At 62.7% G+C, this 14,760-nt stretch carries 17 protein-coding genes; 16 read left to right on the forward strand and 1 reads right to left on the reverse strand.

The window, feature by feature from the left end:
- The first annotated feature begins 62 nt into the window (after positions 1-62).
- From yajC to ACMA5I_RS11355, 6 genes are all read left to right on the forward strand, one after another.
- A complete protein-coding gene (yajC, locus tag ACMA5I_RS11330; protein ID WP_525886381.1) occupies positions 63-386 on the forward strand; it encodes a preprotein translocase subunit YajC in 324 nt (107 codons plus the stop codon).
- Between the two features lie 9 nt (positions 387-395).
- The gene (gene secD / locus ACMA5I_RS11335; RefSeq protein ID WP_525886382.1) at positions 396-2,057 is read left to right on the forward strand and encodes a protein translocase subunit SecD; all 1,662 of its coding nucleotides are present in this window, start codon (positions 396-398) and stop codon (positions 2,055-2,057) included.
- A gap of 3 nt (positions 2,058-2,060) precedes the next feature.
- Complete coding sequence (gene secF, locus ACMA5I_RS11340) at positions 2,061-3,035, forward strand: protein translocase subunit SecF (protein WP_525886383.1); 975 nt, start codon at positions 2,061-2,063, stop codon at positions 3,033-3,035.
- Positions 3,035-3,394: an Mth938-like domain-containing protein gene (locus ACMA5I_RS11345; RefSeq protein ID WP_525886384.1), complete on the forward strand. Its 360-nt coding sequence runs from the start codon at positions 3,035-3,037 to the stop codon at positions 3,392-3,394. Before secF ends, ACMA5I_RS11345 begins: the two co-directional genes overlap by 1 nt.
- Positions 3,391-4,557, forward strand: a complete 1,167-nt coding sequence (locus ACMA5I_RS11350; protein ID WP_525886385.1) for a benzoate/H(+) symporter BenE family transporter — start codon at positions 3,391-3,393, stop codon at positions 4,555-4,557. Before ACMA5I_RS11345 ends, ACMA5I_RS11350 begins: the two co-directional genes overlap by 4 nt.
- A gap of 107 nt (positions 4,558-4,664) precedes the next feature.
- Positions 4,665-5,267: a superoxide dismutase gene (locus ACMA5I_RS11355; protein WP_525886386.1), complete on the forward strand. Its 603-nt coding sequence runs from the start codon at positions 4,665-4,667 to the stop codon at positions 5,265-5,267.
- Positions 5,268-5,321: 54 nt separating this feature from the next.
- Here the strand turns inward: ACMA5I_RS11355 and ACMA5I_RS11360 are convergent, their stop codons facing one another.
- Complete coding sequence (locus ACMA5I_RS11360) at positions 5,322-6,449, reverse strand: carboxylate-amine ligase (protein WP_525886387.1); 1,128 nt, start codon at positions 6,447-6,449, stop codon at positions 5,322-5,324.
- A 155-nt stretch (positions 6,450-6,604) separates the two neighbouring features.
- On the opposite strand from ACMA5I_RS11360, the gene ACMA5I_RS11365 reads away from it, so the two are divergent.
- The 10 genes from ACMA5I_RS11365 (at position 6,605) to ACMA5I_RS11410 (ending at position 14,760) form a co-directional block, all read left to right on the forward strand.
- Positions 6,605-7,762, forward strand: a complete 1,158-nt coding sequence (locus ACMA5I_RS11365) for an MFS transporter (RefSeq protein WP_525886388.1) — start codon at positions 6,605-6,607, stop codon at positions 7,760-7,762.
- 107 nt (positions 7,763-7,869) lie between these two features.
- Positions 7,870-8,667 carry an ABC transporter permease gene (locus ACMA5I_RS11370; protein ID WP_525886389.1) on the forward strand — a complete coding sequence of 266 codons (798 nt, stop codon included), beginning with the start codon at positions 7,870-7,872 and terminating at the stop codon, positions 8,665-8,667.
- A 71-nt stretch (positions 8,668-8,738) separates the two neighbouring features.
- Positions 8,739-9,368 carry a nucleotide-binding protein gene (locus ACMA5I_RS11375; protein WP_525886390.1) on the forward strand — a complete coding sequence of 210 codons (630 nt, stop codon included), beginning with the start codon at positions 8,739-8,741 and terminating at the stop codon, positions 9,366-9,368.
- A 1-nt stretch (position 9,369) separates the two neighbouring features.
- A complete protein-coding gene (locus tag ACMA5I_RS11380; RefSeq protein ID WP_525886391.1) occupies positions 9,370-10,146 on the forward strand; it encodes an SDR family oxidoreductase in 777 nt (258 codons plus the stop codon).
- Between the two features lie 26 nt (positions 10,147-10,172).
- On the forward strand, positions 10,173-10,844 hold the full coding sequence (gene rpe, locus ACMA5I_RS11385; RefSeq protein ID WP_525886392.1) for a ribulose-phosphate 3-epimerase: 672 nt from the start codon (positions 10,173-10,175) through the stop codon (positions 10,842-10,844).
- A 44-nt stretch (positions 10,845-10,888) separates the two neighbouring features.
- Complete coding sequence (gene rimK, locus ACMA5I_RS11390; protein ID WP_525886393.1) at positions 10,889-11,794, forward strand: 30S ribosomal protein S6--L-glutamate ligase; 906 nt, start codon at positions 10,889-10,891, stop codon at positions 11,792-11,794.
- A complete protein-coding gene (locus ACMA5I_RS11395; RefSeq protein ID WP_525886394.1) occupies positions 11,791-12,849 on the forward strand; it encodes a succinylglutamate desuccinylase/aspartoacylase family protein in 1,059 nt (352 codons plus the stop codon). Before rimK ends, ACMA5I_RS11395 begins: the two co-directional genes overlap by 4 nt.
- 96 nt (positions 12,850-12,945) lie before the next feature.
- Complete coding sequence (locus ACMA5I_RS11400) at positions 12,946-13,653, forward strand: phosphatase PAP2 family protein (RefSeq protein WP_525886395.1); 708 nt, start codon at positions 12,946-12,948, stop codon at positions 13,651-13,653.
- 136 nt (positions 13,654-13,789) lie between these two features.
- Complete coding sequence (locus tag ACMA5I_RS11405; protein ID WP_525886396.1) at positions 13,790-14,155, forward strand: NADH-quinone oxidoreductase subunit A; 366 nt, start codon at positions 13,790-13,792, stop codon at positions 14,153-14,155.
- A 131-nt stretch (positions 14,156-14,286) separates the two neighbouring features.
- The gene (locus ACMA5I_RS11410) at positions 14,287-14,760 is read left to right on the forward strand and encodes an NADH-quinone oxidoreductase subunit B (protein ID WP_525886529.1); all 474 of its coding nucleotides are present in this window, start codon (positions 14,287-14,289) and stop codon (positions 14,758-14,760) included.

The raw sequence follows: 14,760 nt of genomic DNA on the forward strand, positions 1-14,760 counted from the left end.
CTTGCAATCGCGCGGTCTCGTGCATAGAAAACGGGTCAAACCTTCAACAAGGAGTTTATCCGATGTTTGCAACGCCCGCTTTTGCGCAGGCCGCCGGTGGCGGAGCCGCCAACCCGATCATGTCGTTCCTGCCGCTGATCCTGATCTTCGCGATCATGTATTTCCTCATGATCCGCCCCCAGCAGAAACGTCTCAAGCAGCATAAAGCCATGGTCGAAGCGCTGAAACGCGGCGATGAAGTCGTCACCCAAGGCGGGTTGATCGGCAAAGTCACCAAGATCGTCGATGACCGCGAGGTCGAGGTCGAGCTTGGCGGCGTGAAGGTGCGCGCCCTGCGTCACACCATCCAGCAAGTTCTGAACAAGCCGGAACCGGCGAACGAATAAGGCAGCCTCATGCTCCGCTACCCTCTTTGGAAAACGGTGCTGGTCCTTCTGACCTGCGCCCTTGGGCTGTTTTTCGCGATGCCCAATCTCTTTTACAGCCGCGTCGAGAGTTCCAATGACGCGGCCCTGCTCGTCGAGGCGGGCAGCACCGATCCGGCGGTGGTGGACAGCGCCAATGCCTGGCCAAGCTGGCTGCCCGACGGGCTGGTCAATCTCGGGCTCGACCTTCGCGGCGGTGCGCATCTGCTCGCCGAGGTGAATGTCGAGGAGGTTTATTCCGACCGGATGAGCGCCCTCTGGCCGCAGCTTCGCGACGATCTGCGCGAGCGCCGCACCGAGGTGGGCGCGTTCCGCCGGGTGGAGGGCGAGCCGGGGACATTGACGGTGCGTTTCTCCGATCTTGAAGCCCTGCCGACGGCGCAGGAGATTGCCGATGATCTGGCGGAGCCCATCGTCTCGCTCACCGGTGCCGGGCAGCGGAACATCGCGACCAGCATCGAGGCGGACCGTTTGATTATCCAGCTTTCCGATGCCGAGAAAGAGGCGACCGACAGCCGCACCATGCAGCAGAGCCTTGAGATCATCCGCCGCCGTGTGGATGAGGCGGGCACCCGCGAGCCGACGATCCAGTTTCAGGGTGAGGACCGGATTCTCATTCAGGTGCCGGGGATCGGCTCGGCGCAGGAGCTGAAGGATCTGATTGGCCAGACCGCGAAACTCACCTTCAACGCCGTGACGGGAAGCGCCGCGAGCGCCGATGCGCCGAGCGAGGCGGATGAGGTCGTGTTGCCCTCTGCCGATGAGGATGGCGTGTTCTACACCGTCACCGAAGCGCCGGTGATCGGCGGCGACAGCCTGACCGATGCGCAGCCCTCTTTCGATCAGAATGGCGCGCCCGCCGTGTCCTTCCGTTTCGATCCGCAGGGCGCGCGGGTCTTTGGCGACTATACCGCCGCCAATATCGGGCGGCCCTTCGCGATTGTGCTCGACAATGAGGTCATTTCGGCCCCGGTCATCCAGTCGCATATTCCTAGCGGCAACGGGATCATCACCGGCAATTTCGACATTGCCGAGTCGAACCGTCTCGCCGTTCTGCTGCGCGCGGGTGCCTTGCCCGCCAGCATGACTTTCCTTGAAGAGCGGACCATCGGGCCCGAACTCGGTCAGGACAGTATCGAGGCCGGGCGCCTCGCCGCCATGGTCGCGCTTGGCGCGGTGGTGGTCTACATGATCCTCTCCTACGGCCTTTTCGGGGTCTTTGCCTCCACCGCGCTGCTGATCAATATCGGGCTGATCTTCGGGCTCCTCTCGATCATCGGCGGCACGCTGACGCTACCGGGGATCGCCGGGATCGTGCTGACCATCGGTATGGCCGTGGACGCCAATGTGCTGGTCTATGAGCGCATCCGCGAGGAACTGAAAACCGCCAAAGGCCCGGCCCGCGCCATCGAGCTTGGCTATGACCGCGCGTTTTCGGCGATTGTGGATGCGAATATCACCACCATCATGGCGGCGATCATCCTCTTCGTCCTCGGCGCTGGCCCGGTGCGCGGTTTCGCGATCACCCTCGGCCTTGGCATCATCACATCGGTTTTCACGGCGCTCTTCGTCACCCGGCTTTTCATCGCCTGGTGGTATGACGCCAAGAAACCCAAAACCATCGAGGTCTGAGCTATGCGTCTTCGTGTGTTCAAGGACGATACGGCGTTCGATTTCTTCAAACGCGCCAATCTCACGATGGGGCTGTCGATCCTGCTGACCATCGCCTCGTTGGTGCTGGTCGCGGTTAATGGGCTGAATTTCGGCATCGACTTTCGGGGCGGCACGGTGATCACCACCGAGACCCCTGAGGATGTCCCGACCGGCGATTACCGCGAGGTGCTGAGCGGGCTCAATCTCGGCGATGTCACGGTGAGCCAGATCAACGATCCGGCCTCCGCCGTGACCGGCGACGAGCAACATGCCGCGATGATCCGCATCGAGCAGGTCGGCGAGGACAGCGTACAGACCGAGGCGATCGCCTCGGCGCAGGCGGCGCTCACCGAAGCCTTCCCCGGCATCACCTTCCAATCGGTGGAATCGGTCGGGGCGAAGGTCTCTCAGGAGCTGATCTGGAAAGGCACCATGGCGCTTGTGGGCGCGCTGGCGGTGGTGATGATCTATATCTGGTTCCGCTTCGAATGGCAGTTTGCCGTCGGCGCGGTGGCGTCGCTCCTCCACGATCTGATCGTGACCTTTGGCCTCTTCTCGCTCTTCGGGCTGGAGTTCAACCTCTCGATCATCGCGGCGCTGCTGACCATCGTCGGCTACTCGCTCAACGATACGGTGATCGTGTTTGACCGGGTGCGCGAGAACCTGCGCAAATACAAGAAGATGGAGCTTTACGGCATCTTGAACCTCTCGATCAACGAGACCCTGAGCCGGACCTTCATGACCAGCTTCACCACCTTGATCGCGCTGATCGCCATGGTGGTTCTGGGCGGCGAAGTGATCCGGGGCTTTACCCTTGCGATGATCTGGGGCGTCTTTACGGGCACCTATTCGTCGATCTGGGTCGCGTCGGACATTGTGCGCCGTCTCGGGGTGGACCGCCGGGACAAGGCCGAGCGCGCTCGCGCTGGCACCCAGTTTGCGGGGATCGACGCCTGATGCCGATGAAAGAGGTCTCCTATGGCGCGCAGCCGCCGGTGGATGGCTATGGCATTGGCGGATTTCGCATTTCCGGAGAGATTTACCGCGGGGCCGTGTTGATCGGCCCTGCGGGGGCGGCGCTTTGGGATGGGGATCCGGCGGCGTTGGAAACCTTCGCCAAGGGCCTCGATGTGGTGATTTTCGGGGCAGGGGACGCGATGGCCGACCCGCCCGAAGCGCTCGCCGCCGCCCTCGATGCGGCCGATGCGCCTTATGAGAGCATGGCGACGCCCGCCGCCTGCCGCACCTATAACGTGCTCTTGTCCGAGGGCCGCAAGGTCGGCGCGGCGCTCATCCCGGTCGATCACGCCCAATGAGAACGCGGCCGACGCTTCAGACGGCCTCCACCGGTCTCGTCGTCGCGATTGTCGGCTTTTTCAGCTCCTTTCCCATCATCCTGCAGGGCCTCACCTCGGTCGGGGCGAGCCAGGCCGAAGCCGCGTCGGGCCTGATGGCAGCGGCAGTCGCCATGGGCATCGCCGGGATCGCCCTCTCGGTCTGGAAGCGCGAACCGATCAGCGTGGCGTGGTCCACCCCCGGCGTGGCGCTGCTCGCGGTCACACCGGCGCTGGCGGACGGGTTTGGCGGCGCGGTGGCGGGGTTTCTCGTCGCGGGTGCGCTGACGATCCTCTCGGGCCTCTGGAAACCGCTCGGGCGGCTCGCCACCACCGTGCCGCCGAGCCTCGCCCAAGCCTTGCTCGCCGGGGTGCTGGTCTCGCTCTGCGCCGCACCGTTTCAGGCGCTGGCCGTGACCCCCGCGACGGCGCTCCCGATCCTGCTGACATGGTTTCTGGTGAGCCGCGTCTACCGCCTCTTTGCCGTGCCCGCCGCCGTGATTGCGGCGATCATCGTGACGCTCATCGCCAATGACGGCAGCCTCGCCCTCCCGGCGCAAACCTTCTCCGCCCCCGTGCTGACCGGCCCGATCTTCTCGCTGGACGCGATCCTGCAAATCGGCCTGCCGCTCTATATCGTCACCATGGCGACGCAAAATATTCCCGGCATCGCGATCCTGCGCAGCTATGGCTACACGCCGCCCGCCGGGCCGCTTTTTGCCGGGGTCGGCGCGGCGAGCGTTCTCAGCGCCCCCTTTGGTGCGCCCGCCACCTGCCTCGCCGCCATCACCGCCGCGCTCTGCGCCGGACCGGATTCGCATCCCGACCCGCGCGCCCGCTGGTGGTCCGCCGTGTTCGGCGGGGTGATCTACTGCCTCTTCGGTCTCTTTGCCGCCGTCATCACCACCATCGCCGCCTCTGCGCCCGATATGCTGCTTGAAACCCTGACCGGCGTCGCGCTCATCTCCGTTTTCATCAACGCGGCCTCGGCGGCATTGGCGGAGCCGAGCGAGCGCGAAGCGGCGGGCGTGACCTTTCTTGTCACCGCCTCGGGCATGAGTTTCCTCGGCCTTGGCGCGGCGGTCTGGGGGCTGATCCTCGGCGCAGGCGTTCTCGCACTCTCCAAAGCCCTTAAAAAAGAATAATCGGGAAGAATCATGCGCATGGCCCGCATGGGGGCTTGAAATCGCCCCGCTTCGGTCTTTACCTAATGCGCGAGGACAAACGGTCAAACTTGTAAAGGAGACCCGATATGGCTTTTGAACTTCCCGATCTTCCCTATGCCCATGATGCGCTTGCCGACAAAGGCATGAGCAAGGAAACGCTGGAATATCATCACGACAAGCACCACAACGCTTATTGCACCAAGCTCAACGAGCTGATCGAAGGCGGCGAATATGCCGATCTCGACCTCGAAGAGATTGTGAAGAAAAGCTATGACGCGTCGGGCGTGCCGCAGAATGGCGTGTTCAACAACGCCTCGCAGCTGTGGAACCACAACCAGTTCTGGGAAATGATGGGCCCGGATGACAGCGAGATCTCCGGCAAGCTGAAAGAGGCGATCGAGTCGTCCTTCGGCTCCGTCGATGATTTCAAGAAAGAGTTCAAGGAAAAGGGTCTCGGCCAGTTCGGTTCGGGCTGGGTCTGGCTCGTGCAGAAGTCGGACGGCAAGCTCGCCGTTGAGAATTATGCCAACGGGATCAACCCGGTCGCCGCGGGCGACACCGGCCTTCTGGGCTGCGATGTGTGGGAGCACGCCTATTACATCGACACCCGCAACGACCGTGGCGGGTATATCCAGAACTTCCTCGACAAGCTGGTGAACTGGGACAATGTCGCGAGCCGTCTGGCTTAAGACCCCGGTTTAACATGTTGCAAAGCCCCGCCTTTTGGTGGGGCTTTTGCGTGTCTAGAGATCGGCGTGGAACGCGTCGATCAGGTGATCCACCACGGCTTTGAGGGCCTGCTCTTTATCCGCGCCGCTCTGGATCGCCGCTTTATAGACCGCGCGCTGATGGTCGGACGCATTGCCGTCCTTGATGAGATCGCGCGCTGCCTCCACCTCAGCCACGCAGTTGAGCGCCTCGGCGTCCTCATGGATGAGGGCCAGCAACTCGCCCAGCAATTCGGGGAAGGGGACGATGGCGCGGCGGCCGAAGTCGATCAGCCCGTCGCTGACCCCGTAGCGCTGCGCCCGCCAGCGGTTTTCGCTGATCAGAAACGGCTCATAGGTCCGCCAGCGTTGGTTCTTCCGGCTGAGCCGCCAGAGAAACCGCGCGATGCAGCGGGTCAGCGCCGCGATGGTCAGGGTCATGTCGAGGCGCGGGCAGACATCGCAGATCCGCGATTCCAGCGTCGGGAATTGCGCCGAGGGCCGCAGATCCCACCAGATTTTCGACGCGTCTTCGATGATATCGAGTTCGCTCAAGAGATCCACCGAGCGTTCGAATTCCGACCAGCTTGCCAGATAAGGCGGCAGGCCCGTGCGCGGCATGTTGTCGAAGATCGTCATGCGGTAGGAGGTCAGCCCCGTATCCACCCCCTGCCAATAGGGCGAGGAGCCCGAGAGGGCGAGCAGATGCGGCAGGAAATAGACCATCTGATTCATCAGATCGATCCGCATTTCCGGCTCCGGCAGTCCGACATGGACATGCATCCCGCAGATCACCATACGGCGGGAAACGGCGGCCAGATCATGCTCCAGATCGTTGTAACGTTCCTTGTCGGTGTGAACGAGATCCTTCCAGTCCGCGAAAGGGTGGCAGGCGGCGGCAATCGGGGCGAGGCCATGCTCACCGGCGCGGCGGGAGATGGCGGCCCGCAACTCGCGCAGTTCCTGCCGGGCCTGGGTGATCGAGCTGCAAATCCCGGTGCCGATCTCGATCTGGCAGCGCAGGAATTCGGGTGAGACCCGCGCGCCGAGATCCTTCATACATTCCTGAATAAGGCTGTCGGGCGCTTCCTTGAGCGCGCCGGTTTCGGGATCAACCAGCAGATATTCTTCCTCGATCCCGATGGTGAAATCCGGTTCCGACATGGCGCGCCTCCCTTTTACCCCATCAAAGCAACAGACCGCGCGGCAACACAACCCCGCCGATCGCGGCGCGTGGCCGCATTTTGCCGTTGCAATGTGGGTTGAAAACGGTTTCATGGCCGCATTCCGTCCGTCGAATCCTGCCAAGGAGCGCTCTCATGAAACGCACGCCTGTCCGCGCCGTCGCCGCGATGTTCCTGCTTGCCGGCATTGTGTTCGGAGGCTGGGCGACCCGTGTGCCGACGATCAAGGCGAAATACGGGCTGAGCGAGGCTCAACTCGGGCTGGTCCTGCTGCTCGTCGCGGGCGGCGGGATTCTGGCCTTCGCCCAAGCCGGGCGGGCGGGCGATATTTTCGGGGCCGGGCGGGCGAGCCGCGCCTTTGCCATCGCCGCGCTGCTCTTCATGTTCCTCTTCAGCCTTGCGCCGACGGTGTGGGTTCTGGTGCCGCTGCTGCTCCTTTTCGGGGCGGGCATGGGCGGCATGGATGTGGTGATGAACTCCTGGGCGACCGAGATCGAAGAGGCCCGCGGCAAGGCGATCATGGCGCGGATGCACGGGCTTTTCAGCTTCGGCGGGGCCATCGGTGCGGGGTTCGCGGCGCTCTGTTTCTCGCTCGGGATCGGGATCACGTTGCATTATATCCTGGTGATTATCCTCTTCGGTCTGCCCGCGCTCTGGTTCGCGCAGATCCCGTGGGAGAGCCCGGAGACGGATGCAACCGAGGCCGCGCCGCTCTTTGCCCTGCCGCGCGGCGCGCTGTTGCCGGTGGCGCTGATCGCCCTGCTGGCGACCTTCGGCGAGGGCAGCACCGCGGACTGGAGCGCGCTCTATATCATTGAACAACCGCTTGGAAATGAGCAGCTTGGCGCGATTGGCTTTACCCTCTTCTCCGCCTCGATGATGACCATGCGCTTTCTCGGGGACAGCCTGATCGACCGGTTTGGCCGCGTGACCATGGTGCGGTTCTGCGGCGCGGTGAGCGGTGTTTCGGGCCTGATCGTGACCTTCGCGCCGAACGCCTATGTGGCGCTGCTTGGCTTTTTCCTCATGGGCTTCGGCTTCGCGCTGGCCTTCCCGATTGCGATGTCCCGCGCCGCCGAGCAATCGCCGCGCACCCGTGGCCGCGCCATCGCCTCGGTCGCGACGCTCGGCTATGGCGGCATGCTGGTCGCGCCGCCGCTGATCGGCTTCATCGCCGAGCGCTCGTCCCTGCAAATGGGCTTCGCGCTGATCGCCTTCATGGCGTTTTTGCTGATCGCGCTCGCGCCGTCCCTGCGCCGCGCCGCGCCGGAGCGTGTCGTCACGGGAGGGTGACGCGCGCGCAGCCCCCTCGGCCATTGCATTGCCAGAGCGGGCGCGGTATCGGGTGGCAAAGGCTCGAAAGCCGATATGAGGCCGAAGAGCGGGCCCGGAGAGCAGGATTGGCGCAGCAACTCAAACAGGTCGGACGCACCAAGCGGTTTCAGTCGATACGGGTGATCTTCGCCCTGCTGATGCGCGAAATGGTGACCTTCAATGGACGGACCTCGGCGGGGTATCTCTGGGCGATTGCCGAGCCGCTCGGGGCCATCGCGATCCTGTCACTGGCGTTTTCGATCATGCTGCGCTCGCCCGCCTTGGGCCAGAGTTTCATGCTGTTTTACGCGACAGGTTACATCCCGTTCAGCATCTTCATGTCGACCCAGCAACGCACCGCGCAGACGCTTCGCGCCAACCGCAATCTGCTGTTTTATCCGCCCGTTTCCTATTTTCACGCCATCACGGCCCGGCTGATCCTGAACTTCGTGACGCAAACCCTTGTAGCGTTTCTGATTTTCACCGGCGTGATCTGGTTTTCGGATCTGAATATTCGGGTGGATTATGCGGTGGTCATCAGTGCATTTGTATCTGCGGCGGCGGTCGGGCTCGGGATCGGGTCGATCAACACCGTGATTTTTGAGATCTGGCCGAGTTGGGAGAAGGTCTGGAGCATCCTGACGCGGCCCCTCTTTCTCGCCTCCTGCATCTTCTACACTTATGAGAGCCTTCCGCAGATCGGGCAGGACATCTTGTGGTTCAACCCGGTCTCGCATGTGGTTGGCTTCACGCGCCATGCCTTCTACCCCAGTTACCGGCCCGACTATGCAAGCTATGTCTTTGTTTGGGCTGTGGCCCTGGTCACGCTCATGTTCGGGATGCTCCTCCTCCGCAAATTCGTGAAGCGCGTCATCAATCGCTGACCCCTTCAAGGTTTCGCCTTGCTGCCTCGCGGGGCTCTGTTAGTCTACGGACAACAGAGAGGAAATGAGGCATGAAAACCGTATTGATCGCCAACCAGAAGGGCGGTTGCGGCAAGACGATGTCCGCGATCACCATTGCTGCCGGGCTGGCCGCGAAGGGCCATGATGTAGCGCTGGCCGATGCCGATCCGCAGAAGTCCAGTATCCGCTGGCTCAAGGCGCGGCCTGATGATGCGGTGAAGATCCGCAAGGTGAAATGGTCCGATGATGATGACGTCGGGGACGCGCCGAAAAAGACCGACTGGCTGGTGATCGACGCGCCCGGCGCGATTGAAAGCGACTGGGCCAAGAGCCTCATTGCCGAGGCCAATGCGATGATCGTGCCGGTCCTGCCGTCCTATTTCGACACGGACAGCACCAAGCGGTTTTTGAAGGCGATTGATGACCTGAAACGCATCCGCAAGGGCAAAGTCGCGGTGCATCTGATTGCCAACCGGGTGAAGGGGCAGGCGCGCGGAACCGACAAGCTCAAGGGTTATTTCGAGGATCTGGGGCAACAGCCGCTCGCGATCATTGGTGAGCGGACGGCTTACCCGGATCTCGCCGCGCAAGGGCTCTCGATTTTCGACAAAACGCAAAAATTCTACGCACCGATGCAGGCCGATTGGGCGCCGGTGCTGAAAGAACTGACGGGGGGATAAGATGGATTTTGGATTGCACGGCAAAACGGCGGTGATTTGCGCCTCGTCCAAGGGGCTGGGCTATGGCTGCGCCGAGGCGCTCGGGCGTGAGGGTGTGTCCGTCACGATCAATGGCCGCGATGAGGGTTCGCTTGAGGATGCGCGCAAGCGACTGGAGGATCAGGGGATCACGGTGAATGCCGCCATCGCCGCGGATGTGACGACGGAAGAGGGGCGCGCGGCGCTTCTCCAAGGCGGTATCCCGGATATTCTCGTCAACAATGCGGGCGGGCCGCCGCCGGGAAGCTGGCGCGATTGGGGGCGGGAGAATTTCATGGCCGCGATCGAGGCCAATATGCTCGCGCCGATCCTGATGTGTCAGGCTGTGCTGCCCGAAATGACTGCGCGCAAATGGGGCCGGATCATCAACATCACCTCGCAATCGGTGCGTGCGCCGATCCCGATTTTGGGCCTTTCGAACACCGCCCGCACGGGGCTCACCGGCTATGTCGCCGGGATCGCGCGACAGGTGGCGCAGGAGGGTGTGACCATCAACAATCTTCTGCCCGGAATTCACGACACGGACCGCGCAACCGCGCTTGACACCGGCGTGTCGAAAGCCGAGGGGGTAAGCATCGACGAGGCGCGGAAAAAGCGCGAGTCGAGCATCCCGGCGCAGCGCTATGGCACGCCCGAAGAGTTCGGCGCGGCCTGCGCGTTTCTCGCGTCGGACAAAGCCGGCTTCATCGTCGGGCAGAACCTGCTGCTCGATGGCGGGGCCACCAATCTGACGATGTGATCTGACGCCCCGAAGGAGCTGCCCCCGTGACCCAACCGATTATTGCCCCGTCCATTCTGGCCGCCGATTTCGCCGCATTTGGCGCGGAAATTCGCGCGGTGGAAGAGGCCGGGGCGGACTGGATCCATGTCGATGTGATGGACGGGCATTTCGTCCCGAACATCACCTTTGGCCCGCAGCTGTGCAAAGCGGTGCGCCCGCATATCCAGACCGTGATGGATGTGCATCTGATGATCTCGCCCGCCGATGTCTATCTGCCCGCCTTTGCGGAAGCGGGGGCGGATATCATCACCGTACATGCGGAGGCGGGGGCGCATCTCGACCGCTCGCTGCAAATGATCCGTGATCTCGGCTGCAAAGCGGGCGTTGCGCTCAACCCGGCGACCCCGGCGAGCGCGGTGGCCCATGTGCTGGACCGGATCGACCTGATTTGCGTGATGACAGTCAATCCCGGTTTCGGCGGGCAGAGCTTTATCGAGGCGATGCTGCCGAAGGTGCGGGAGCTGAAGGAGATGACCGCCGGGCGGCCGATCCAGATTGAGATTGACGGGGGTGTGTCCCCCAAAACCGCGCAGGCCGTGTTCCAGGCGGGCGGCGAGGTGCTGGTCGCCGGGAGTGCTGTCTTTGGCGGCGATCCGGCGAAATACAAAGATAATATCGCGGCCATTCGGAATGCCGCGACCCGGCAAATGGCCTGAGACAACAGACAACCCGCGCCAGAACGGCGCATTTGGAGGTTCCCATGAAAATCGCACTGCTTTGCCAGAATCCGAAGCTTTATTCGCACCAGCGTATCAAGGAAGCGGCGGAAGAGCGCGGCCACCAGCTCGACATTGTCAAAACCCTGCAATGCACGATCAACATCGCCTCGCATCGCCCGGACGTCTATTACAACGGCCAGAAGGTCGAGCGCTATGACGCGATCATCCCGCGAATCGGCGCGTCGGTCACCTATTACGGGATGGCGGTGCTGCGGCAGTTCGAGATGATGGGGGTTTATCCTTTGAACGAGTCCGTCGGGATTGGCCGGAGCCGCGACAAGCTGCGTTCCATGCAGCTTCTCGCGCGGGACGGGATCGGCTTGCCGGTTACGACCTTCGCCCATGATCCGCGCAAGACCGATGAGGTGGTGGAACTCGCGGGTGGCGCGCCCTGCGTCATCAAGCTGATCGAAGGCACCCAGGGCATCGGGGTCGTTCTGGCGGACACGCCGCGTTCGGCTAAATCGGTGATCGAGGCGTTCCGTGGGGCTGGGGTGAACATCCTCGTGCAGGAATTCATCAAGGAAGCGGGCGGCGCGGATATCCGGGCCTTTGTGGTTGGCGGCAAGGTGGTCGCGTCCATGGTTCGTCAGGGGCCGGAGGGCGAATTCCGCTCCAATATCCACCGGGGCGGCTCCGCCAGCAAAGCCAAGATCACGCCGGAGGAGCGCACCACCGCGATCCGCGCGGCCAAGGCCATGGGGCTCAACTGCTGCGGTGTCGATATGCTGCGCTCCAATCATGGGCCGGTGGTGATGGAGGTCAATTCCTCGCCGGGTCTCGAAGGGATCGAAGAGGCCACCAAAGTCGATGTCGCGGGCAAGATTATCGAGTTTCTTGAGAAAAACGCCCGTGCGGGGGCGACGCGGACGAAAGGCAAGGGATGAGGGACGACGCGCCCGGAGCCGGGCCCGAGGTCGCGCCATTCGAGATCGCCGGGGAGCATATCGCCCCCGGTCGCCGCGCGACGGTCAATGTCCCGGTCAGCCAGCTTTCGGACCACACCCCGGTCAATCTCGCCGTGCATGTGGTGCATGGCAAGAAGCCGGGGCCGACCATGTTCGTCTCCGCCGCGATCCATGGCGACGAGATCATCGGGGTGGAGATCGTCCGCCGTCTTTTGGGCGTCGATGCGCTGGAGGAGATGGCCGGGACGCTCCTCGCCGTGCCGATCGTCAACAGCTACGGTTTCATGAACCATTCGCGCTATCTGCCTGACAGGCGTGATCTCAACCGCGTTTTTCCCGGCTCGGAACGCGGCTCGCTGGCCTCGCGGCTGGCGCATATTTTCATGCAGGAGGTGGTGCTGCGCTGTGAGATCGGGATCGACCTGCATTCCGCCGCGATCCACCGCACCAACCTGCCGCAGATCCGGGTGAGTTCCGGCAACAAGCATCTGATGGATCTGGGCAAAGTCTTCGGCGCGCCCATCGTCGTCGTCTCCAGCCTGCGCGAAGGCAGTTTGCGCGGTGAGGCGAAGGAACGGGGCGTCGATATGCTGCTCTACGAGGCCGGGGAGGGGCTGCGTTTCGACGAGACTGCCGTGGCGACCGGCGTGGGCGGCATCCTGCGGGTGATGGCCCATCTCGGCATGATCGAGGAGATGCAGGAGCGCGATATCGACTCGCTGATCGCCAACCGCTCCGGCTGGACCCGCGCGCCCGCAGGCGGCCTTTTCCGCGCCTTCGCCCATCTCGGCGACACCGTGGCCGCGGGCGATGTTCTGGGCGCGATCTCGGACCCGTTCGGGACAGCGGAAGAAGAGGTGCTCGCCGATATCGACGGCATGATCATCGGCCGCGCCAACCTGCCCATCGTCTATGAGGGCGACGCGCTCTTCCACATCGCCAAACTGACCAGCGAAGTGCCCGACGAGCTGGCCGAACATCTCGCGGAAACCTATGCCGGGGACCGCATGGCGGATGAGGACGAGATCATCTGAATGTGACACTTTTTTGACGATTATGTGTCAGTTCCGCCTCGAATTGTGACAGCACATTAAATATTATGCTCCGCATATGTGTGTTGGAGGTATTTAGTGACTTTTTTACGAGAGTTGGACATTCAAGCCAGTTTGCTTGTGAATGACGCAGCCGGTCACAACCGTATTCTAGATCTTTTGGTGGGCGGACTGTCGGGTAACGACATGTTCAAGGGCGTTGTCGCGATGATGCTCTTTTGGGGGCTGTGGTCGGCCGCGCGGGACAAAACCGGCGAGACGCGGGCGGGCCTGCTGGCACTGGCGATCAGCGCGAGCATTTCGGTCATCCTCGGTCGCGTATTGGCGCTGATCCTGCCCTTCAGGCTCCGGCCCGTTCACGCGGATCATGAGGGGTTCAACACGCCCTACGGAATGCCCGAAACCGTGTTGGAGGGCTGGAGTTCCCTGCCAAGCGATCACGCCGCGCTGTTCTACGCGCTGGCCTTCGGGTTCCTGATGATCGACCGCCGGGCCGGGATCGCCGCACTCCTCTACGCCGTCATCGTGATCACGCTGCCGCGCATTTATATCGGCTTCCACTATTGGAGCGACATGATCGCGGGCGGGCTGATCGGCGCCTTCTCGGCCTTTGTGATCCTGCCATGGCTGCGCGATCTCATCCTGCGCCATGATGTGCTGCGGGTGGAGCGCCATCACCCGGCGCTGTTCTATCCGGTGATGTTCTTCGTGACCTATCAAATGGCCTCGCTCTATGGCCCCGCCGTGAGTTTTCTCAAAGCGGTTGCGCGCGGCCTCGGGGCGTGATCCGAGACGCGGATAAATTACGTCAGAATTGAACAAATCTCTTGTCATATGACAGCCAAATCATTCAGTTCCCGTTGACCCTTTCCGGTGCACAGAGTAGGACAGATGAAAGCCACCCCATATAAGGGAGAGCCCTGTGGACGTCTTGTTGCGTGAATATCTGCCCATCCTCATCTTCCTCGGAATCGCCATTGCCCTCGGGCTGGTGCTGATCCTCGCCGCTGTGGTGCTTGCGGTCCACAATCCGGACGCAGAGAAGACCTCGGCCTATGAGTGCGGGTTCAACGCGTTCGACGATGCGCGGATGAAATTTGACGTGCGCTTTTACCTCGTCTCGATTCTCTTCATCATCTTCGATCTCGAAATCGCCTTCCTCTTCCCATGGGCGGCAAGTTTTGAGCATCAGGGCGTGTTCGGCCTCTGGTCGATGATGCTGTTCCTCGGGGTCCTCACCGTCGGCTTTGCCTATGAGTGGAAGAAGGGGGCGCTGGAATGGCAGTAAAGAACGTCCACGACACCGCGACGAAAGAGGCCCGCGCCGAGCTTGCGCCGGACCAGCTTCCGGGCGCGCCTGCCAAACATGACGCGCTCGCCTATTACGCGGGCGGCGACCGTGAGGTGGCGACCAAGGCGATGGCCAATGAACTGGCCGATAAGGGGTTTTTGCTCACGTCGACCGAGGACATTATCAACTGGGCGCGCACCGGCTCGCTCCATTGGATGACCTTCGGGCTCGCTTGCTGCGCCGTCGAGATGATGCATTCCTCGATGCCGCGTTACGATCTGGAGCGCTACGGCACCGCGCCGCGCGCCAGCCCGCGCCAGTCCGACCTGATGATCGTCGCCGGGACGCTGACCAACAAAATGGCACCGGCCCTGCGCAAGGTCTACGACCAGATGCCGGAGCCGCGCTACGTGATCTCCATGGGCTCCTGTGCCAATGGTGGCGGCTATTATCACTACAGCTATTCGGTGGTGCGCGGCTGCGACCGGATCGTGCCGGTGGATGTCTATGTGCCCGGCTGCCCGCCGACGGCGGAAGCGCTGGTCTACGGGATTTTGCAGCTCCAGCGGAAGATCCGCCGGACAGGCACGCTGGCACGGTAA

Source organism: Jujubicoccus corallicola (assembly GCF_047345645.1).
In the GTDB taxonomy this organism is placed as follows: domain Bacteria; phylum Pseudomonadota; class Alphaproteobacteria; order Rhodobacterales; family Rhodobacteraceae; genus JBLEFH01.

Excerpts from the sequence above, each read along its gene's own strand:
- yajC (WP_525886381.1), top strand. The coding sequence starts at position 63 with ATGTTTGCAACGCCCGCTTTTGCGCAGGCCGCCGGTGGCGGAGCCGCC.
- secD (WP_525886382.1), top strand. The coding sequence starts at position 396 with ATGCTCCGCTACCCTCTTTGGAAAACGGTGCTGGTCCTTCTGACCTGC.
- secF (WP_525886383.1), top strand. The coding sequence starts at position 2,061 with ATGCGTCTTCGTGTGTTCAAGGACGATACGGCGTTCGATTTCTTCAAA.
- ACMA5I_RS11345 (WP_525886384.1), top strand. The coding sequence starts at position 3,035 with ATGCCGATGAAAGAGGTCTCCTATGGCGCGCAGCCGCCGGTGGATGGC.
- ACMA5I_RS11350 (WP_525886385.1), top strand. The coding sequence starts at position 3,391 with ATGAGAACGCGGCCGACGCTTCAGACGGCCTCCACCGGTCTCGTCGTC.
- ACMA5I_RS11355 (WP_525886386.1), top strand. The coding sequence starts at position 4,665 with ATGGCTTTTGAACTTCCCGATCTTCCCTATGCCCATGATGCGCTTGCC.
- ACMA5I_RS11360 (WP_525886387.1), bottom strand. The coding sequence starts at position 6,449 with ATGTCGGAACCGGATTTCACCATCGGGATCGAGGAAGAATATCTGCTG.
- ACMA5I_RS11365 (WP_525886388.1), top strand. The coding sequence starts at position 6,605 with ATGAAACGCACGCCTGTCCGCGCCGTCGCCGCGATGTTCCTGCTTGCC.
- ACMA5I_RS11375 (WP_525886390.1), top strand. The coding sequence starts at position 8,739 with ATGAAAACCGTATTGATCGCCAACCAGAAGGGCGGTTGCGGCAAGACG.
- ACMA5I_RS11380 (WP_525886391.1), top strand. The coding sequence starts at position 9,370 with ATGGATTTTGGATTGCACGGCAAAACGGCGGTGATTTGCGCCTCGTCC.
- rimK (WP_525886393.1), top strand. The coding sequence starts at position 10,889 with ATGAAAATCGCACTGCTTTGCCAGAATCCGAAGCTTTATTCGCACCAG.
- ACMA5I_RS11395 (WP_525886394.1), top strand. The coding sequence starts at position 11,791 with ATGAGGGACGACGCGCCCGGAGCCGGGCCCGAGGTCGCGCCATTCGAG.
- ACMA5I_RS11410 (WP_525886529.1), top strand. The coding sequence starts at position 14,287 with ATGGCCAATGAACTGGCCGATAAGGGGTTTTTGCTCACGTCGACCGAG.